Source organism: Flavobacterium aureirubrum (genome assembly GCF_038739835.1).
Classification (GTDB): Bacteria; Bacteroidota; Bacteroidia; order Flavobacteriales; family Flavobacteriaceae; genus Flavobacterium; species Flavobacterium aureirubrum.
On the sequence record NZ_JBCGDO010000001.1, the window covers coordinates 435,626 to 457,481 of the forward strand.

At 32.2% G+C, this 21,856-nt stretch carries 17 protein-coding genes; 8 read left to right on the forward strand and 9 right to left on the reverse strand.

The genetic code is table 11. The features are described 5' to 3' along the window. The first annotated feature begins 73 nt into the window (after nt 1–73). Both WFZ85_RS02000 and WFZ85_RS02005 read left to right on the forward strand, forming a co-directional pair. On the forward strand, nt 74–604 hold the full coding sequence (locus WFZ85_RS02000) for an RNA methyltransferase (RefSeq protein ID WP_342694606.1): 531 nt from the start codon (nt 74–76) through the stop codon (nt 602–604). Nucleotides 605–655: 51 nt separating this feature from the next. Then, complete coding sequence (locus WFZ85_RS02005) at nt 656–2,728, forward strand: T9SS type B sorting domain-containing protein (protein ID WP_342694607.1); 2,073 nt, start codon at nt 656–658, stop codon at nt 2,726–2,728. 2 nt (nt 2,729–2,730) lie between these two features. On the opposite strand, the gene folK is transcribed toward WFZ85_RS02005, so the two are convergent. Further along, entirely contained in the window at nt 2,731–3,867 is a 1,137-nt protein-coding gene (folK, locus tag WFZ85_RS02010) for a 2-amino-4-hydroxy-6-hydroxymethyldihydropteridine diphosphokinase (RefSeq protein WP_342694608.1), read from the reverse strand. Nucleotides 3,868–4,044: 177 nt separating this feature from the next. Between folK and WFZ85_RS02015 the strand changes: the two genes are divergently transcribed. Then, nucleotides 4,045–6,648 carry an AsmA-like C-terminal region-containing protein gene (locus WFZ85_RS02015; RefSeq protein WP_342694609.1) on the forward strand — a complete coding sequence of 868 codons (2,604 nt, stop codon included), beginning with the start codon at nt 4,045–4,047 and terminating at the stop codon, nt 6,646–6,648. A 68-nt stretch (nt 6,649–6,716) separates the two neighbouring features. On the opposite strand, the gene WFZ85_RS02020 is transcribed toward WFZ85_RS02015, so the two are convergent. Further along, the gene (locus tag WFZ85_RS02020; protein WP_342694610.1) at nt 6,717–7,523 is read right to left on the reverse strand and encodes a DUF2797 domain-containing protein; all 807 of its coding nucleotides are present in this window, start codon (nt 7,521–7,523) and stop codon (nt 6,717–6,719) included. Nucleotides 7,524–7,599: 76 nt separating this feature from the next. Between WFZ85_RS02020 and WFZ85_RS02025 the strand changes: the two genes are divergently transcribed. After that, nucleotides 7,600–8,901: a M48 family metallopeptidase gene (locus WFZ85_RS02025; protein WP_342694611.1), complete on the forward strand. Its 1,302-nt coding sequence runs from the start codon at nt 7,600–7,602 to the stop codon at nt 8,899–8,901. On the opposite strand, the gene WFZ85_RS02030 is transcribed toward WFZ85_RS02025, so the two are convergent. Next, nucleotides 8,902–10,446, reverse strand: coding sequence for a hypothetical protein (locus WFZ85_RS02030; RefSeq protein WP_342694612.1), 1,545 nt, complete (start codon nt 10,444–10,446; stop codon nt 8,902–8,904). 197 nt (nt 10,447–10,643) lie between these two features. Between WFZ85_RS02030 and WFZ85_RS02035 the strand changes: the two genes are divergently transcribed. From WFZ85_RS02035 to WFZ85_RS02045, 3 genes are all read left to right on the forward strand, one after another. Next, nucleotides 10,644–11,255 carry an N-acetylmuramoyl-L-alanine amidase family protein gene (locus WFZ85_RS02035; RefSeq protein WP_342694613.1) on the forward strand — a complete coding sequence of 204 codons (612 nt, stop codon included), beginning with the start codon at nt 10,644–10,646 and terminating at the stop codon, nt 11,253–11,255. Between the two features lie 39 nt (nt 11,256–11,294). Beyond that, on the forward strand, nt 11,295–12,821 hold the full coding sequence (locus WFZ85_RS02040; protein WP_342694614.1) for a GH3 auxin-responsive promoter family protein: 1,527 nt from the start codon (nt 11,295–11,297) through the stop codon (nt 12,819–12,821). 203 nt (nt 12,822–13,024) lie between these two features. After that, nucleotides 13,025–15,217 (forward strand): outer membrane beta-barrel family protein, encoded by a 2,193-nt coding sequence (locus tag WFZ85_RS02045; protein WP_342694615.1) that lies wholly within the window; start codon nt 13,025–13,027, stop codon nt 15,215–15,217. Nucleotides 15,218–15,291: 74 nt separating this feature from the next. On the opposite strand, the gene clpX is transcribed toward WFZ85_RS02045, so the two are convergent. The 4 genes from clpX to WFZ85_RS02065 form a co-directional block, all read right to left on the reverse strand. Continuing rightward, nucleotides 15,292–16,527, reverse strand: coding sequence for an ATP-dependent Clp protease ATP-binding subunit ClpX (clpX, locus tag WFZ85_RS02050; protein WP_342694616.1), 1,236 nt, complete (start codon nt 16,525–16,527; stop codon nt 15,292–15,294). A gap of 76 nt (nt 16,528–16,603) precedes the next feature. Then, nucleotides 16,604–17,290: an ATP-dependent Clp endopeptidase proteolytic subunit ClpP gene (clpP, locus tag WFZ85_RS02055; protein ID WP_342694617.1), complete on the reverse strand. Its 687-nt coding sequence runs from the start codon at nt 17,288–17,290 to the stop codon at nt 16,604–16,606. 222 nt (nt 17,291–17,512) lie between these two features. Then, entirely contained in the window at nt 17,513–18,850 is a 1,338-nt protein-coding gene (tig, locus tag WFZ85_RS02060; RefSeq protein WP_342694618.1) for a trigger factor, read from the reverse strand. Between the two features lie 91 nt (nt 18,851–18,941). Next, complete coding sequence (locus WFZ85_RS02065; protein WP_342694619.1) at nt 18,942–19,286, reverse strand: phage holin family protein; 345 nt, start codon at nt 19,284–19,286, stop codon at nt 18,942–18,944. Between the two features lie 84 nt (nt 19,287–19,370). Here WFZ85_RS02065 and WFZ85_RS02070 point away from each other — a divergent pair, with 84 nt between their 5' ends. Then, entirely contained in the window at nt 19,371–20,276 is a 906-nt protein-coding gene (locus tag WFZ85_RS02070) for a T9SS-dependent choice-of-anchor J family protein (protein ID WP_342694620.1), read from the forward strand. 54 nt (nt 20,277–20,330) lie between these two features. On the opposite strand, the gene WFZ85_RS02075 is transcribed toward WFZ85_RS02070, so the two are convergent. After that, complete coding sequence (locus WFZ85_RS02075) at nt 20,331–21,092, reverse strand: alpha/beta fold hydrolase (RefSeq protein ID WP_342694621.1); 762 nt, start codon at nt 21,090–21,092, stop codon at nt 20,331–20,333. Beyond that, nucleotides 21,093–21,806 (reverse strand): pyridoxine 5'-phosphate synthase, encoded by a 714-nt coding sequence (locus WFZ85_RS02080; RefSeq protein ID WP_342694622.1) that lies wholly within the window; start codon nt 21,804–21,806, stop codon nt 21,093–21,095. It abuts the gene before it with no gap. Between the last annotated feature and the right edge of the window lie 50 nt (nt 21,807–21,856).

Here is a 21,856-nt window from a genome sequence, read left to right on the forward strand (position 1 = left end):
AGAAAAACTCGTCTTTTGATACATCAGACGGGTTTTTTTTTGGATATCTTTGTTACTCTTAATTACAAAAAAAATGCGTAAGCTAGAAAATAAAGAATTAGAAAGAAAATCTGTGACAGCTTTTAAAGAAGCTACAAAAACACCTATAATTATAGTTCTAGATGACATAAGAAGTCTTCATAATATCGGTTCTGTTTTTAGAACAGCCGATGCATTTTTGATCGAAAAAATATATTTATGTGGCATCACAGCAGTTCCGCCTAATAAAGAAATTCACAAAACAGCGCTCGGAGCTACTGAAACGGTATCGTGGGAATACCATAAAGAAGTAACCGACGTCATTGCAACACTACAAAAAGACGGTGTTTCGATTTTTGCCATTGAACAAGTAGAAAATGCTGTTTATCTTCAAAATTTCAAAATCGACAAAAGCAAAAAATACGCTGTAGTATTTGGAAATGAAGTGTTTGGCGTTTCTCAAAAAGCTATTGAACTTTGTAATGGTACAATTGAAATTCCGCAACTGGGAACAAAACATTCTTTAAATGTTTCCGTCAGTACTGGAATTGTGGTTTGGGATTTGTTCCAGAAAATGAATTATTAATTTAACATTTGATTCAAATTATAAATACACATTCTTTTTTATTTTTATAAAATGAAAAAGAAACTTAGATTTTTTTTAATTTTTACTTTATTACTTTTTACAAACACCCTTATTTTAGGTCAAAATGCTGCTCCAATATTAATAGCTACAGGAAATCAAATTTTTTGTCCTGGTACGCCTATTAAAATTGTAACAAGCATGACTATTACTGATACAGATGATATTGGAATTGATGCTATTTACGTTCAAATTTCCTCAGGATATTCTGTGGGAGAAGATTTATTGACACTTACAGGAATTCATCCCAGTATTGTATCCACATGGAATGCAACAACAGGAACACTATCATTAACAGGTGTATCTGGTCAACCAACTTATGTTGAATTAGTCGCTGCAATCAAAGAAATTGAATTTTCATCCAGCGCAATTAATCCATCAGGAATAAGAAATTTTTCAATAGCTGTTGGTCAGGCCAATTATCTTCCTTCGAACGGGCATTATTATTTATATGTTCCAAACGTGGGAATATCTTGGTCAAATGCGCGAATTGCTGCCCAAGCTAGCACATATTATGGACTACAAGGATATTTAGCTACTTTAACATCGGCAGAAGAAGCTCAAATTGCAGGCGAACAAACAACTGGTGCAGGATGGATCGGCGGAAGTGATGAGGCTAACGAAGGCGTTTGGAGATGGATGACTGGTCCAGAAGCTGGTACTGTTTTTTGGAATGGCAACATCTCTGGATTTAGTCCTAATTTTGCTTTTTGGAACAATGGCGAACCGAATAATTCTAACGATGAAGATTATGCGCATATCACGGCCGTTGGAGTTGGAATTCTTGGTTCTTGGAACGATCTCACGAATGTTGGTGAGGCAAGCGGAGTTTATCAACCAAAAGGTTACATCGTAGAATATGGTGGTACTCCAGGCGATCCTGTCTTGCAAATTGCAACCAGTACAACTTTATTGATTCCTTCTATACAGCCTGTTGCAACTTATGGTGTTTGCGAGAATGACAGTGTTATTTTAAACGCTGCTGCAATAAATGGCGTTGTCAATTGGTATGCAAATCCTAGTGGCGGATTACCTTTAGCTACAGGAAATCAATTTACAACACCTACTTTGAGTAATACAACTATCTACTATCTCGATGCTTTTGAAGCTGGTTGTACAACAGGCACAAGAGTTCCGTTAACTGTAAATAGTATTGAAAAACCATTGCTTACCGTAACATCTCCAATTAGTTTTTGTGAGTCTGCCTCGGGCGTTTTATCCGCTTCAACTACTTCGGGAACAGTCAATTGGTTTACAAATTTTACTGATAATTCACCCATTGCCACAGGAACTACTTTTACGCTACCTCAACTTTTAACTAGCATAAACTATTATGTACAAGCCAACAACAATAATTGCCTCTCGCCACGAGAACAAGTTTCAATTATTGTTATTCCCAAACCTGTTTTACTCAATGATGTTCAACTCAATATTTGCGAAGGAAGCACTTTAAATTTAAATGCCGAAAGCATTGAACCAAGCTATTTATGGTCAACGGGCGAAACCACTGAACAAATTGCTGTTAGTTCGCAAGGACAGTTTAGTGTACAAGTTACTAATTCCTTTAATTGCTCGGCAACAAGATTTTTTGATGTTACTGTAAATGCGACTCCAGTTATTTCAGAAATAATAACAAATCAATCAAACGCTACAATAGTAACCACAAACGAGGGTGATTTTCAGTTTTCTATAAACGGAATTGATTATCAAAATTCTAATTCATTTCAAAATTTACAAGGTGGAAACTATGTTGGGTATGTTTTTGAAACAAATGGATGTGGATTTGACGAAAAACCGTTTTTTGTGATTTCCTATCCTGATTTTTTTACACCAAATGGCGATGGTTATAATGATACTTGGACAGTAAAAGGTGTGTTTAATGTCTCAAATGCTGAAGTTTCAATTTTTGACAGATTTGGAAAACTAATTGCCATTTTGAATGCTGCAAACCCAGATTGGGACGGCACATTGAACGGACAATTTTTACCTTCTACTGATTATTGGTTTATAGCAAAAATTGATAATAATACACCAAGCAAAAAAGGACATTTTACGCTAAAACGATAGGTCTATTTAGAAATTTTATTTTGGATTTCATCTAGAATGTAGATGTAGTCTTTTTGATTATTCAAAAAATCTTTATCGGACACATCTATAATTAACACATTTAAATCTTTTTGTGATTTGATATAATCTAAATATCCGTTATTTATTTTCTCCAAATATTCTGCTGGTATTTCTTGCTCATAACTTCTACCACGTTCTTTAATATTTGACAAAAGTCGTTCGGTATTTTGATACAAGTAAATGTATAAATCAGGTTTCGGCATTTCTTTATAAATAATGTCGAACATGGTTTTATATAAACGAAATTCATCTTCGGCTAAAGTAACTTTTGCAAAAATCAACGATTTGAAAATATGATAATCGGCAACAATAAAATCCTTAAACAAATCAAATTGCGCTAAATCATCTGTAATCTGTTGGTATCTGTCGGCTAAAAAAGACATCTCTAATGAAAAAGCATAGCGGTTTTGATCTTGATAAAATTTTGGCAAAAACGGGTTATCGGCAAAACGCTCTAAAACGGTTTTTGCATTAAAATCTTCGGCTAGTTTATTAGTCAATGTAGTTTTTCCGGCGCCGATATTTCCTTCAATGGCTATGTAATTAAAATGATCAAGTTTAATTTGAGCCAAAGGTGTTTCTAATCTTTGAATTATTTTACAGTTGCTTTTGTCCTCTGAAAGAACCAATAACTCATGTAAGTATTTTTGCAAAATAGGATGACGCCAATCTAAGTTCAAATCCTGCATTGGTAGTAGAACAAACAAGCGATTTTGCATTTCAGGATGTGGTACTTTTAGCTTTTCAGATGCAATTATTTCTTCATCAAAAGCAATTACATCAATGTCAATTATTCTTGCTTGGTAACCTTCTGCATCTTGACGAACTCTTCCTAAAGCTTCTTCAAGTAACAAACATTCGTCTAAAACTTGATGTGCCGATTTATTAGTATTCAAAATCACCGCACAATTATAAAATTTTTCGCTTTCAAAACCCCAAGATGGCGTTTCATAAAGTTTAGAAACTTTAATAATAGTTCCTATTTCTTTATGCAAACAAACAATACAACGCTCTATATTTTCTAGGCGATTCCCTTGGTTTGTTCCTAACGATAAAATGACTTGGTGTTGCCTATTCATAAGAAGCACAAATTAACTAAAACTATTTCAGAATAATTGTAAAAATAGACACACTGTTGATAACAATTTCTCAACAAGCGTTCTTAATTAAGTAACAAATCTTAATTAAAATATAATTTATTTACTAATAAAAGGCACTACTTTTGTGTGATACATCGTTTATAAATTTGTCTTATCATGGGAAAGAAAATAATAAAAATACTTGGAATAATTTTATTGTTAGTGGTTGTTTTGGCCTTTGCGATTCCCTATTTTTTTGAAGACCAAATCAAAGCAAAAATTCTAACTTCTATCAATGAAAAAGTGGACGCAAAAGTTGTATTTGCAGATGCTGATTTGAGCTTATTCAAAAATTTTCCTAATGCTAGCATCACAATTAATAAACTCTCCATCATTAATAAAGCGCCATTTGAAGGCGATACTCTGGTTTCGTTTGAAGAATTAAATCTAAAAATGTCTATCAAAGAGTTGTTTAAAGGTGAAAACGAACCTATAAATATTGACGGTATTTCGTCTAAAAATGGTTTGATTAATATCATTTTTAATAAAGATGGTTTAGGAAATTATGATATTGCGTTAAAAGATAAAGGACAAGAAACCGGAAAAAACAAACCACTTTCGTTGAAAATAAAAGAATATGCTATCGAAAACTTTACCTTTAAATATTATGATGAGAAGTCAAAAATCAAAATGGTTCTTGATAGTATCAACCACGAAGGAACGGGCGATTTTGCAAAGTCTAATTTGGATTTAGTTACAAAAACCACCGCCAAAATTTCTCTCGATATGGACAAATCGAATTACCTGAATAATGTTCTCGTTTCACTAGATGCTATTCTTGGAATTGATTTAGACAAAAGCAATTACACATTCAAAGAAAACAAAGCAAAAATCAATGCTTTGCCGTTAGAATTTGATGGTTTTATTCAATTGGTTGATGCAGGACAAGACTATGATTTAAAATTTAAAACGCCAACTTCTTCCTTCAAAAACTTCCTCGGATTGCTTCCAGTTCAATATGCAACTAATTTAGATAATGTGAAAACTAGCGGTGATTTTACCGTTGTAGGTTTTGCAAAAGGATTGTATTCTGAAACTTCTGTTCCAAAATTCAATATTGAAATTGCATCCAACAATGCTTCTTTTCAATATCCTAATTTGCCAAAAGCGGTTCGCAATATTATCATTGACACTAGAATTATAAATGAAACTGGCGCGATGAAAGATACGTATGTCAATTTGAATAAACTATCATTTCAAATAGACCAAGATGTTTTTAATGCCAAAGCCAATATTAAAAATATTTCTGAAAATGCTATGGTAAATGCTGTCTTAAAAGGAACAATTAATCTGGCAAACGTTACCAAAGCCTATCCAATTAAGTTAGACAAACCACTTACCGGAATTTTAAAAGCTGATGTGACAACAGCATTCGACATGCAGTCTGTGGAAAAAAGTGATTATGCATCTATCAAAAATGCGGGAACAATTGATTTAGCCGGATTTAATTATACCGACGAAAATGGCAAAACCATGAAAATTAGTCGTGCTTTAATGGCGTTTAATCCATCGATGGTAAACTTGCAGCAATTTAATGCTACAACAGGAAAAAGTGACATGGCAATAACTGGTGTTTTAGAAAATTTCTACGGATTTATATTCAAAAATCAAGAACTAAAAGGAAATTTTAATCTGAATTCTGTTCAATTTGCAGTTGCTGATTTTATGACAACCGATAAAAAAGTAGAAACTGAAAAAACGCCGTCCGAAGCGATGAAAATTCCAGCTTTTTTAAATTGCTCTTTAACAGCAAAAGCCAACACCGTTTTATATGATAATTTAACATTGAAAAACGTATCTGGAAAAATCATTATCAAGGATCAAAAAGCGACGTTGCAAAACGGTAAAACTGACATTTTTGGTGGTGGAATTACATTTAACGGAGACATTTCTACTAAAGAAAAAACGCCAAAATTCCACATGGATTTAGGATTGAAAAATGTAGACATCATGCAAACTTTTACGCAATTAGAAATGATGAAAAAGATTGCACCAATTGCTGGAATTATCAACGGGAAACTGAATTCTACCATTAAACTTTCGGGCAACCTTGACGAGAAAGAACTGACACCTGATTTAAAAAGTTTATCAGGAGATTTGCTCGGCCAATTATTATCGACTACTGTAAACTCAAGTAACTCGGAACTGTTAACTGCTTTGGATAATAACCTGAACTTTATAGATTTGAGTAAACTTAACCTTAACGATTTGAAAGCAGCAATGACTTTTAAAGACGGAAAAGTAAATATAAAACCCTTTGACATCAAATACCAAGATATAAAAGCTACCGTAGGCGGAACGCATGGTTTTGACCAAATCATGAATTATAACGTGAAGTTAGATGTTCCTTCAAAATATTTAGGTAAAGAGATTAACAATTTAATTTCAAAATTATCGGCAACCGATGCCAAAAAATTTGAAACAATTCCTGTAAATGCAATTTTAAGAGGAAGTTTTAGTAAACCAACGGTAACAACAGATGTAAAACAAGCTACTACAACATTGGTTAACAATTTAGTAAAACAACAAAAAGAAAAACTGATAAATCAAGGTACAAACTCCTTAAATTCAATTATTTCGAATGCTACAAAACCAAAAAGTGACACAACAAAAACTGATGTGAAAAAAGATGTAAAAACCAAAGCAAACGAATTATTGAATGGTTTGTTTAAAAAACCTAAAAAAGCCGAACCAAAGCCGACTACAACAACTCCGCAATAAAAAGTTGCCACTAATTCACAAATTTAAAATCAAGTTAAATCTGTGAAGTAGTGGCTAAATAATTGAACCTACAAAGAAATCTTCACGACATAACCTTCAAAAGTGCGAACATTAAAAACCGTTCCGTCTTCAAAAAGCAAATATTGGCCTTTAATTCCTGTCAGTTTTCCAGAAAAATTGGGCGATTTATCAAGATTTAAGCTCGTGACTTTTGTTGGATATTCTAAAACAGGATACTCTAATTGATACAAATCCTCTTTATCAGCATGGTAAAACTCTTGAACTTCTCTTGGAATTAAATATTTAAGACTTGCTTTTTCCTTCAATAAATCAACTATTGGTCCCGAAGTCTCGGGATTCATTTTGAGCATTTTTTGCCAGTTGGTTTTATCGGCATAATGGCTCTTGAGCGCTACTTCGGTAATTCCTGCTAAATATCGATTAGGAACTTCCACAATAGGAATTGCTTGAATTGCACCTTGATCGATCCATCGTGTTGGCACTTGTGTTTTTCTAGTTACGCCTACTTTTACTTCGCTCGATAAGGCCAAATACACTATGTGTGGTTGCAATTGCACTTTTTTTTCATACTCCAAATCCCTGTCTTCAATATCTAAATGCGCAGTAGAAAGCTCGGGTTTCATAATCCAGTCGCCTGCCGAAGCCGAACTCATAAAACAATCGTAGCAAAATCCTTGACGAAATATTTTTTTCTTTTTGCCACAATTCAAACATTGATACCCTTGAAAATTGATTTCTAATGATTTATCTAAAAGTTGATTGAGATGTAAAAAACTATTTTCAAATACCAAGTAATACTGAATTGGTGTTGCAAATTCAGTTTGCATTTTGGTGAGAACGCCTTCGTATATCATAATTAAAAATATAATTTTTTCTAAAGATAGAAACTCCTATATATTTGTAGAAATTAAATCAATATTTTATCAGCAAATGAAGTTTTTTTTACTGTTATCACTTTCATATCTCTTTAGTTTGACAACTGCTTTCTCGCAGCAATATAAACCAATAGATACTGCAGACATGACATTGCGCACAGAAAATGTTTTGCGTTTTGAATTAAAAACAAAAGAATATTTAAGTTTTGTAAAAGAAAAATATAGTTCCAAGTATAGCACAAAAATTGCTGATGATTTCAAAGGTTTCTCCAAAGATTTTGTAAAAGAGATTAATGAGGGCAGTTTTGTTTTTGATAAAAAAATCAACGGATACGTTCAAGATGTTTTAACAAAGCTTCGTAAAAACAACCAAAATATTCCTGATAATATTGATATTCTCATCGCAAAAACCAATTCACTCAATGCCTATTGTTTGCCCAATAATACGTTTGTTTTAAACATGGGATTATTTTATTGGCTTGATAACGAAGAGCAATTGGCAGCAGTACTTTCTCATGAACTAGCGCATAAAATTTTAGAACACAGCACTGAAAATAAAAAAAAGAAAATCGAACAATTGAGTTCAAAGCAAACAGCAAAAGAGTTAAAAACTGTTGAAAAAATAAAATATGGAAAATCAGATTATGCCTTTGAACTTTTTAAACAAAAACTTTACACAACTCAAGAAGAAGCTCGTAAACATGAATTTGAAGCCGACTCCTTGGGCTTTGTAATTTTTAAAAAATCAAGCTATTCTCAATCTGAGTTTATCAACGCGCTCAATTTGATGGTTCGCTATGATACGATCAAGCCTAAAGGTCTTAAAATTGAGATTTACAGAAAAATGTTTGACTTACCCAATCAAAAATTTGACGAAAAATGGATGCTAAAAGAAGACTTTAGCAGTTATAATTACAATTTATTTACCGAGAAAATCGACAAAGATTCCATTAGTTCACATCCTGAAACTGTAGATAGAATTGCAAGACTAAAAAAGTTATTTCCCGAAACCGAAATTAAAACAGACAATGTTAAAAGTGAATCATTCGACGAAATTTCAACCATAGCTGGATTAGAAATTGTTCCAAATTTATACAATACCGAAAACTATGGCAGTGCTATTTACGCGTGTTTGCTTTTTTTACAAACAGAAACCAAGTATGAGGAATACTATAAAAAATGGCTAGGATACTGCTTTTCAAAAATTTATGATGGGCGAAAAAATTATAAACTCAATCGCTATTTGGAACGAATAGATCCAAAAGAGCAATCAGAAAGTTATCAGCAATATCTAAGTTTTGTTTGGAATTTAAGACTTAACGAGATCAAGGAAATTGCGGATTTTTATTCCAAATAGTTAGTAATTTAATCGTTCTAAACGGACTTCATTGTGCTTATAATCTTTATTATACTCGCGCAAAAGCACATATCCTTCTTTTGCTAAAGATGGCACAATAAAGAAATCTTTTTTAGATGAAATCACAATTTTTTCTTGATTGAAAACGCCATTTTTTATGGTATTAATATACAGATTCCAGTTCTTTTTTGAAGCGCCATCATCTTTTTCATAGTCACGATAAAAAAACACCAAATCCTTATCATTATTTAAATATTGTGAAAAAAGATAGTCGCTTGTTTCATTAACCGATTTTGCTTTTTCAAAAATTTTAACTTCGTTTATATCAAAATTGATATCTGTTTTAAATAAAATTAAATCGGTTGCTACACTTCTGCCATAATTTCCATACTTAATTTTCTCAAACATTATGTTAACAGTGCCGTCGGCAAGAATATAAACATCGCGAATGGCAAGAAAGAATGAACCACTCAAGCCACCATTTCTTTCGATTTTAATGTTTGTTTTAGTGAGTGCATCTGTATATTTTAAAATCTCGAACGTTCCTGTGTTTGTTTTTTTATCAAAAAGAAAACGGTAAAACCCTATTGCACCATCGGAGCGATTTTTTTCATAGCTTCTACCCAAAAAAACCAATTTATCATCAAAAACTTTTTTGTTCCCCACAGAATAACCGTTAGCGTCTCTTAAATTATAGACATTATTTAAATCAAACGCATCAAAATTAGTGATTGGAATTTCCACTATAATATTACCTGTCTTAATGTCCAAACGCAAGAATTTCATACTTGTTATTTTTGACTTTTCGTAAAAAGTTTGCACCATATAAAGATTTTCTTGGTCAAAGTTTAGCACAGATGTATTTTCAAATTGTTTCTTTTTTAAATCCTTATTAAATTCATAACGCCAAATTTCCTTATTGTCTTTGTCAAATTTAATGTAACTATTATCACTAATTTTATCATTATCAATATAATACTCATAAACTAGATAAGTTCCATCTTCCATTATAACAACATCCGATTTGTATTTTACATCCTTTTTACGCTCTTCTTTGGCGTCTTTTTGCATGTCTCGAAAAGTCTGTTCTTTTGGGCAATCTGAAAATTTGTTGTCTTTAAAACAAATTTCATCGGATAAAGAAATTTCATTTTTTTCCAAATTGATTTTACGAGTCTGTGGCATTTTTTGGTCTTTATAATTCCAAATACTTGCCGCAGAATAATCAATATTAGGTCGAAGCTCTATTTCTCTTTTGTGATTGATGCGAGTTACATTATAGTTCGCCACATATTTTTCTGTTTCAAAAACCTTGTTTGCTACTTTGTTGAGATTTTTGTCTAGAATAACATACTCCATTTTTTTAGTAAACTTATCTACCAAACCATAATCATAATAAACAATGTATCCAAAAAGGGCATCATTCTTTTCATAAATTCCTGTTGAGCCAGCATACGTTCCTGTTGACAATAATGCTAAATCACTAGATTGTGCAGCAGAATTTAAAAAAAAACACAAAAAGGAGATTAGGATATATTTTTTCATTTGATAATAAATTACTGAAGATTTTTTACAATTATACAAATTTATGAGCTTTCTACAAGAATAGTTTTTCAATTTAGCGTTTTTACTACGTTTTTTTAATCAACATATCTGGCGCTAATTAGCACTATTGTTAACAACTTATACTATTTTTACTATATTAGCGTTATCAATTAACCATATTACTAAACTTTATAACCATGAAAAACCTCCTTAAAGTTATTTTACTAGTTGTTGCTTTTGCAACCTTATCCTTTGTTTCTTCGAATAAAGAAACGATTACTGTGGTGATTGATGCGGGTCATGGTGGTCATGATTTTGGTGCCAATCATGAGGAACATTTTGAAAAAGATTTAGTTACATCAATTTCAAAAAAAATTGTAGCGATGAATAGTGATAAAAATATTGAAATTCTTTTCACTCGCGATGATGATCAATTTTTAGGTCTGTCAGAAAGAACGAACTATATCAATAAAGTAAAACCCGATTTAGTGATTTCATTACATGTGAACAAAAACAAGAATGCCTCTACCAATGGTTTTGAAATTTACGTTTCAGATCAATCTGTTGCTTACAAAAAATCAAGTGAACTGGCTCAAAAACTTGTAACTGGACTTGAAAAAAACACACCATTACAAAATCGCGGTGTAAAATTAGCTCCGTTCTGGATTTTAAAAAAATCTGAAGTTCCTTCGTTGGTACTCGAATTGGGTTTTTTATCTAACGAAAATGACAGAAAGTATATTACTAGTGAAGATGGGCAAAGCAAAATAAGTCAAGCAATTATAGATTTTATTGCAACCCTGAATTAAAAATATTTACGCTCTGTTGTTCATAAATTGTAGTATAAAATGCCAATACCATTAATAAATTCAATTGCATCATGGGTTTTAAAACAGCGCATTCATCAAATTGAGTTGTTTTTAAAATACCCTAATGAAGTTCAGGACGAATTGCTAATGAATTTAATTCGTCAGTGTGATGAAACCGTTATTGGAAAAAAATATGACTTCGAGAGTATTAAATCTTATGCTACTTTTGCCGAAAGAATTCCGGTTTCTTCTTATGAAGATTTAGAACCTATGATTGAGGAAACCCGCAAAGGATATCAAAATATTTTTTGGAATACGCCGATTAAATGGTTTGCTAAATCTAGTGGAACCACTAATGCAAAAAGTAAATTTATTCCGGTGAGTAACGAAGCGCTTGAGGATTGCCATTATAAAGGCAGCAAAGATTTACTGTGCATGTACTTGAATAACAACGAAAACTCAGAAATGTTTTTGGGTAAAAGTCTGCGTCTTGGTGGCAGTTCACAGATTTATGAAAACAACAATACTTTCTTTGGCGATTTATCAGCGATTTTAATTGAAAACATGCCAATTTGGGCAGAATTTAGTAGCACACCAAGCAATAAAACTTCCTTGATGAGCGAATGGGAAAGCAAGCTCACCGCCATTATCAATGAAACTAAAAATGAAAATGTAACCAGTTTTGCTGGAGTTCCATCGTGGATGTTAGTTTTATTGAATAAAATTTTGAACGAAACAGGCAAAGACAATCTTTTAGACTTGTGGCCCAATTTAGAAGTCTATTTTCATGGTGGAGTAAATTTTGAACCCTACAGAGAACAATATCAAAAAATACTACCCAGTTCCAATTTTAAATATTACGAAATATACAATGCTTCCGAAGGTTTTTTTGCCATACAAGATTTAAATTATTCCAGCGATTTGTTGCTGATGTTAGATTATGGGATTTTCTATGAATTTATTCCGATGGATACTTTTGGCACGGCTAATCAAAAAATTATTCGCTTGGCCGATGTGGAATTGTTTAAAAATTATGCGGTTGTCATCACGACCAATGCTGGATTATGGCGGTATATGATTGGTGATACCGTTCGATTTACGTCGTTAAACCCATATAGAATAAGAGTATCGGGACGAACTAAACATCATATTAATGTTTTTGGCGAGGAATTAATGGTTGAAAATACCGATAATGCTATTGCCAAAACCTGTTTTGCGCTCAATTGTGAAGTAATTGATTACACTGTTGCGCCCATTTTTATGGAAGGAAAAGAAAAAGGTGCACACGAATGGATGATTGAATTTAAAAAACATCCCGAAGATTTGGATTTATTCCAAAAAACATTAGACGAAAACATTCAATCTTTAAACTCTGATTATGAAGCTAAGCGCTATAATAATATGACTTTAAATCAATTGAAAATTAATATTGCGAGAGAAAATTTATTTTATGATTGGTTAAAAGACAACGACAAACTTGGCGGACAACATAAAATTCCGCGTCTTTCAAACCAACGAGATTATTTGGAACAATTGAAAAATATGAATGTTGCTGTTAAAAATTAAAAGTCATGAAAAAACTCCTAATCCTGTTTTTTCTAATTGGCTTTTTATCCTCTTGCGGACCAAAAAGACTGGGTTGCGGACCAAATAGGTGTTCTACTGAAAAAACATTAAAACAAAATAATGTTTGCTAAATTAGCTTTTTTTGTAACATTTTGAATGAGATAAAGTCTTACTGATAATCATCAATCAAAATTAATCAAAAAATGAAATCATTCTTAACGCTAACATTTATTGTAGCAACAAGCATTTCCTTTGCACAACAAACAAAAACTCAAAACGACAGTTTACAAAAAACCCCAAATGAGTTAAAGGAAGTCACCATTACCCAACAAAAAAAACTTATTAAAGTAGAATCAGACAAAACAACAGTATCTGTAAAAGATAACCCAATGTTGAGTACTGGAAATGCTTTTGACGCAGTTAAAAAAATGCCAGGTGTAATTGCTGCACCAACCGGTGGTTTGTCTCTCAACGGAAAAGGAGTCGCTATTTATATTGATGGTTCACCAAGTACTCTAAGCGCAAGTGATTTAGAAAATTATTTGACCTCTTTACCAGCAAATGCTATTGAAAAAGTAGAGCTAATTTATAATCCTGGTGCAGCCTTTGATGCCAATGCAAGTGGTTCAATTATTAATTTAGTTACAAGTACTAAAAGATTGAAGGGTATTAATGCAAGTTTTAACATGAACTATAATTTCAATAAATACCAAAAACCAAGTCCACAAATTTTATTGAACGGGAAAGAAAAAAACTTAAGTTGGCAAACAATGATAGGCTATAATTATATAGAAAGTGAACAAAAATCGAATAACGGTCAAACTTTTACATCATTTAATCCTTCAAAATTTTTAAATCAAGAAAGGCTGACAGTTTCAACAAATAGAAACTTTTATGCCCGATTTGGAACTAATTATAGATTGAGTAAAAGGTCTAATTTGTTGCTTAATTATAATGCAACAGTATCTAATGACCATAATGTTTTTAATTCTCTAACATCAGGAAGCGAAATTTTAGATTATTTTAACAACGGAATTGCAAAAACAAAATCCAATAACCAAGAAATAAGTTTACAATTCAAAACTAAATTAGACACATTGGGAACGACTCTTGATGTTATAGGTTTCACCAATGTTTTCAATAGAAACCCGAATGTAAACTCTAATGCGGTAGAAGGTTCAAATACAAGTTTTAATAATTTTGCAAATGATTTTGGACTTCTTAATTATTATTTAAAATATGATTTTGTCATTCCGTTTGAAAAGTGGAAAATGTCAGTAAATACGGGTGGAAAATTCAATACGCTAAAAGTAAATAATACAGGAAGATACAATCTTAACAGTCCAACAACGGATATTATTGACTTTGATTATACCGAAACTAATCTTGCATTTTATGCCGAAGCGCGAAAAAAAATAAAGAAATTTAATTTTACTCTCGGCCTTAGATTAGAGGATTTTAAAGTAGATAGAATAGGTGTTATTGACGACATCGCAACCAATATCAATCTTACAAATCTAAATTTATTTCCGACATTTAATGTATTGTATGAAATTACAAACGATGTTAACGTAAGTGCGTCCTATTCCAGAAAAATACAACAACCAAGTTATGGCGTGCTAGACCCAAATGGTGGAAATTTTGATCAATATAACCAAGCCACTGGAAATTTACTTTTAAATCCTTCTTTTTTCGATAATTATGAATTACGATTTTCCGCATTACAATTTATACAACTAGGCGCAAATTATACCGTTGTAAAAGATCAAAATTTATTTATTTTTAGTGCTGAACCACAAGAACTTGTAAGCACACAAACTTTCCAACAATTTGATAGGTTTAGAACGATGAGTGTATATGCTAATTTTCCTATTCCACTTGACTACATTTTTAAAGGGAAAGAAGAGTTTAATAAAAGAATGTCCAATCTTGACAAAATGAATTATGTTTTCCTGAACATTAATTATATAAAAAATGTAACCGATGGTGCTAATTTTTCATTTGACACAAAACCAGTTTGGAATTATGCTGCTCAAGCTCAAATACTCTTGCCATGGAACATAAAAAGCGGATTGACCTATTTTATTTTACCAGCAAATGGCGTTTGGGAGATTTATAAAATCACCAAGCCAATTCAACAGTTTGACATTTCATTGACGAGAGATTTTATGAACAAAAAACTTAAAGTAGGAATTCATGCTTTTGATTTATTCAACCAAAATGAAATAAATGCGATTGTTTCTTCGACCAACTTGGAAACTAACTTTTTTGAAAAAAATGACTCACGAGTATTTCGCATTTCATTGACGTACAATTTTGGAAACTTAAAATTAGAAAAAGAGGACACTACAATTGAGGTAGAAAAAGCCAGAAGTGCTGGTGGATTGGTAAAATAACCTTCTATCCAAATGAATAATCCCACTTTTGTTGGATAAAAAAGTGGGATTATTAGAAGCGAATTAAAAATTAATTACGACGCAATTTCCAATCGTTTTAATAAATTTTTGGTTAAAGCATCATGTGTATAATCAACATCAATATGCAGTTTCTTTTCATCTGAACTTGGTAATTCATACATCGCATCAGTTAAAATAGCTTCACAAAGTGAACGTAAACCTCTTGCCCCAAGTTTGTATTCCAAAGCTTTATTGACAATATAATCCAAAGCTTCATTTGAAATGCTGAATTTAACATCATCCATTGCAAATAATTTTTCATATTGTTTAATCAGAGCATTTTTTGGTTCAGTTAAAATTGCTCTTAAAGTAATTGCATCTAACGGATCCATATGAGTTAGTACTGGAAGTCGACCAATAATTTCGGGGATTAATCCAAAATCTTTGATATCTTTTGGAATTACATATTGCAGTAAGTTTTCTTTATCTATGTTATCTGTATTTTTCGAAGTACTGTAGCCCACCGCAGTTCTATTTAATCGTTTTGAAATTATTCTTTCAACACCATCAAAAGCGCCACCAGCAATGAACAAAATATCCTTTGTATTGACCTCGATAAACTTCTGGTCGGGATGTTTTCTTCCACCTTTTGGCGGAACATTTACAACAGTTCCTTCTAATAATTTCAACAAGGCTTGTTGCACACCTTCTCCTGAAACGTCACGAGTAATCGACGGATTATCGCTTTTACGGGCAATTTTGTCTATTTCGTCAATAAAAACAATTCCTCTTTCGGCTTTTTCAACATCATAATCAGCAGCTTGTAGTAATCGTGTCAATATACTTTCTACATCTTCACCCACATAGCCAGCTTCGGTTAAAACTGTTGCATCGACAATTGCTAATGGGACGTCAAGCATTCGCGCAATACTTTTGGCTACCAGTGTTTTCCCTGTTCCTGTTTGACCCACCATGATGATGTTACTTTTTTCAATTTCAACATCTTCTTCATTTTGTAGCTGCATCAATCTTTTGTAATGATTATACACAGCAACTGACATGACCTTTTTGGTTTGGTCTTGTCCAATGACATATTGGTCGAGGAATTTTCTAATTTCTTTGGGCTTTTTTAAAACTAAATCATTGGATTTCTTTTTTAAAGTTGTAGAGCCTTTAAGTTCTTCTAACACTATTCCATGCGCTTGCTCGATGCATCTATCGCATACGTGTGCATTGATTCCAGCAATCAATAAATTGGTTTCTGGTTTTTTTCTACCACAAAATGAACATTCTAAAATTTGTTTTGCCATTTTTATAAGTTGACAGTCGCAGTTATCAGTCGCAGCTACATTACTGTAAACAAGGACTAATTGCTGACAACTAGATTTATCTTCTTAATACTTCATCAATCATTCCATATTCTTTAGCCTCATCTGCAATCATCCAATAATCGCGTTCAGAGTCTTTGTGCACTTTATCAAAAGTTTGTCCTGAATGATGGGATATAATTTGATATAATTCATCTTTTAATTTCAACATTTCTTTCAAATTAATTTCCATATCAGTAGCGACACCTTGTGCTCCACCAGAAGGTTGGTGAATCATCACTCTTGAATGAGGCAATGCAGAACGTTTTCCTGCTGCACCTGCACAAAGTAAAACTGCACCCATTGAAGCTGCCATTCCTGTACAAATTGTTGCAACATCTGGCTTTATATATTGCATAGTATCATAAATCCCCAATCCAGCGTAAACACTTCCTCCTGGAGAATTAATATAAATTTGAATGTCTTTTGAAGCATCAACACTTTCTAGAAATAATAATTGTGCTTGGATAATATTTGCCATGTAATCGTCAACACCTGTCCCAAGAAATATAATTCGATCCATCATCAAACGTGAAAAAACATCCAATTGTGAAATATTCAATTGTCGTTCTTCAATTATGTATGGCGTCATACTACCAACAATTTTATCGTAATACATGCTATTTACACCGTGATGCTTAGTTGCAAACTTTTTAAATTGCCTTGCCATTTCGAGCGCAGCTTTAGGGTCTTTTCCGTAGTTCATTTTTAATTTTATGTTAAAAGTTTAAAGCTTTTTTATACATAATTATTTATGTCAAAGTTCATGCCTACTAATTTATGGTGACATAATGACAAAAAAATTAAAGCGCCAAAATCGAATAAATTTTTGACGCTCAAATATAATAATTTTTCTAATTAAATTTAATCATTAAAAATAGTGTTAATTTCAAAGGTTTTTATTTAAACTTCTTTTAAAATTATGACATTATTTAGTACTCAATTCACCATACATCGCTTTGATAAAATCTTCATAGGAAACTTCTTTTATTTTTGCTTTTACTTTATCCTTATAAAGATGTAGCATTTTTTCACTCATTACTTGTTCTGACAATCGCTTTACCTCATCTTGATTTGACATAACGCGTGCCACAATACCTTGAACATCTTCATCTGTTGGATTTAATTGCCCGAATTGTGCCATTTGCTTTTTGATTACTTCAGAGGTATAGCTTTTTAAATCTTCAAAAGTGATTTGCAAGTTATTCTCTTGCATTACTTTTCCTTCAATCAACTGATAGCGCAAACCGTTTTCAGATTTTGAATATTCAACCTCGGCTTCTTCAGCAGAAAATGGATTTTCTCCCGCAGTTTGTATCCATTTTTTTAAGAATTCCGAAGGCAAATCAAATTTAGTAGTAGTAATTAAAAATTCAGTGACATCATTCAAGAATTTTTGGTCTGCTTGTTGTGTGAATTGTTTTTCAAGGTCTTCTTTAATCTTTGCTTTCAACTCTTCAACTGAAGTAATCACTTTTGGTCCAAATAATTTATCAAATAACTCTTGATCTAAAACAGCTGGCTCGTGAGCTGTAACCTCGTCTATAGTAAAAGTCACATCAACATCCAAACCATGAACCTCATCATGACCAATAGCTAAGAAATCCATTAGCTTATGATCATCTTCAAATAATCCTTTAGTATTGAGCGAAATAACATCGCCTACTTTTTTTCCGATAAAACTTTTAGCTACATTTTTGTCAGCAAAAACATCTAAAGATAAAGTTGTTCTATTGTTAATCCCTTTTTCTTCATTAGCAAAAATACCCGAAACATCATTTCCTTCTTCAACAGTATCTTTCGCAATGAGTTTTCCATATTGTTTTTGAATGTGAGTAACCTGATCGTTGAGCATTTTATCATCAGCCACAATTTTATAGTGCACCAAATCATTATTTGCGCTTAAATCTACGGAAAATTCTGGTGTTAACCCTAACTCGAATTCAAATTTATAATCGTCAACATCCCAATTAAAATCTTCGGTTACTTTTGGCAGTGGATTACCAAGAATATCTAATTTTTCTTCAACTAAATATTTATTTAAATTTTCTTGCAGTAATTTATTTACTTCTTCGAGCAAAACTGCTTTACCATATTGCTTTTGTATTAAACTCATAGGTACAGCACCTTTTCTAAAACCAGGAATTGCAGCATTTTTTCGATAATTTGCCAAAACTTTTTCTACTTTATCTGCATAATCAGATTTAGATATTTCAACCGTAACTACAGCATTTATTGCGTCTACATTATTTCTTGTGATGTTCATTTCTTGTGTTTTTTACATACTAAAATTGGGTCGCAAAATTATAACATTTAAACAACCCAACCAAGTTTTTATTTTGACGCAAATTTAAAATCTATTTTGCGTCTCCCATGATTTGATAAACTAGTGATTGTGATAGAGATAATATAATACTAAAAAGCATCGCAGTCCAAAAAGAATGTACACTAAAACCTTCAACAAAATGATCACAAACTAAAATCATCAATGCGTTAACAAATAACAAAAATAATCCCAAAGTGAAAATTGTAACTGGAATAGTTAGTAAAACTATAATTGGTTTAACAAAAAAATTTAACAAACTTAAAACAATAGCAACCGATAATGCAGTTGTAAATTCGTCCACTACAACACCCTTCAAAAAGTAAGCAATTACCATTACCAATAGTGAAGTGATTAAAATTTTTAATATGGTTTTCATACTATATAGTTAAAAAAATTTTAATTGCTAAAGTATCAAAATATTTCTATATTTGTGGTTACTAATCTTTATAAAAATTTATTTATGAAAAAACTTTTACTTTCTATTTTAGTGCTCGGAGCATTCAGCGCAAACGCACAAACAACTATTTTTGCTGAAAACTGGGATGGAGTTGGCCCTGGTGTTGCAGGATGGACACTTTATAATGTTGATGGTAGAACTCCGGTTGGACCAGAAGGAACAGCGGGAGAAGCCTTATCATTTTTAATTCAAGATGCATGGAACGTTTTGTCATTATCAGATATACAAGGAGCAAATTCTGAATTTTTAGAATATCCAGCAGCAGCAACAGGAATGGCTAACAACATTATTGCAAGTAACTCCTGGTATACGCCAATCGGAGTGGCTAATGACTGGCTTGTTTCACCATTGATTACAGTTCCTACAGGAGCAACAAACATTACTTTAACATGGGCTGCAACAAGTTTGGGATCTGAACAATTTCTAGAAGATTATAGAGTTTTACTTTCTCCTACCGGTGGGAATGCAGTTGCAAATTTTACAAATTTGTTGATAGATGTAAATAATGAGTTAAGCTCTGGTAATTTCCGAACTCAAATTTTGAACAATAATCTTGCGGGAACATCCTTCAGAATTGCTTTTCAGAATGATGGAAACGACCAATATGTAATGTTCCTTGATAATATTAGAGTATCAGCTAACCTTCCATTATCAAATGGTGACTTTTTCTCAAGTAAATTTAGCATATACCCTAATCCAGCAAACAACGTCGTTTCGATTTCGAATTTTGATAATATTATGCTAAATGAAATTATCATTACTGATGTTAATGGAAGAATTGTTGTGAAAAACAAATACAGCAATGTATCACAAACTGAAGTAAATGTTTCTGAATTAACTTCTGGAGTTTATTTTATGAATATTGATACTGATTCTGGTAGAGCTACTAAAAAGTTTATCAAAAACTAATTACATTAGATATCTAAATTTAAAATCCCTTTTGAAATTCAAAAGGGATTTTTTTTATTTTAAAAAGTTACTTGTTTCTTGAAAAAATGCTTTCGGATTTTCGGCATGTAACCAGTGACCAACATTTGGTATTGTTGCTAATGTAAATTCAGGAAACTGTTTCTCTATAGCTTCCAAATCTGATTTTAAAATATAATGCGAATTTCCACCACGAATAAACAAAGTGGGTTTATCATAATGGTATCCTTCAGGAAGAGCTTCGCCAATCGTTTCAATTTTTTCATTAAAAACAGGTAAATTAAAACGAAATGCTAACTGTCCTGGTTCTTTCCAATAAAGGCTTTTCATTAAAAATTGTCGTGTGCCAAAATCAGGAATAAAAGGATATAAAATTTCTTCCACCGCTGCTCTATCAGGTTTTAACACAAAATCTACAGCATTCAAACCCGCTAAAATATCTTGATGATGCGGTGCATAATATTTTGGACCAATATCAGCTACAATTAATTTTTCTACTAAAGCAGGATAAGTTGTTGCTAAAAGCATGGCTACTTTTCCTCCCATCGAATGCCCAATTATGGAAATTGAATTTAAATAATGATGCTTGCAATATTCTAAAACATCATTAGCCATTACCTGATAATTAAATTCATCAGAATGAAAACTTCTCCCATGATTGCGCAAATCTATCATATGAACCTGAAAACCTTCCTTTGCATAGAGCGAACCAAAAGATTTCCAATTGTCAGACATTCCAAGAAAACCATGAATAATCAAGAGTGGCTTACCTTCACCTTCTATTTTAGAATACAACATCTATTTTAATTTTTGCAAGTACATATTTACGACATTATCCAATCCTAAGTACAGCGACTCACAAATTAGCGCATGACCAATCGAAACTTCTAACAAATTTGGAATATTATCTTTAAAAAATTTAATGTTATCTAAACTTAAATCATGACCTGCATTTACGCCCATTTGTAATTCATTGGCTAAAATAGCCGCATCTGTGTAAGGTGTAATACTTTCTAAATTACCAAGATCATATTGATGTGCAAATTCTTCGGTATATAATTCTATTCTATCTGTTCCTGCTTTTTTCGCACCTTCTATCATCTGTAAAACCGGATCGACGAATATTGAAGTTCTAATTCCATTACGCTGAAATTCCTGAATTACATCCGCAAGATACGACTGATTTTTAACTGTATCCCATCCAGAAGTAGACGTAATTGCACCGATGGCATCAGGAACTAACGTCACTTGAAGTGGTTTACATTCCAATACTAAATCAATAAAATTATGCTGCGGATTACCTTCTATATTAAATTCTGTAGTTACAACTGCTTTCAAATCGCGCGCATCTTGATAACGAATATGCCTTTCATCTGGTCGTGGATGAATAGTTATTCCTTGTGCGCCAAATTTTTGAATATCTGTAGCAACCTGTAACAAATTGGGGACATTTCCGCCGCGTGCATTCCTGAGGGTTGCTATTTTATTAATGTTAACGCTTAATTTTGTCATATAGATTTACAGTGTATTTGTTATTATTAAAAACTGATAGCAAAAATACA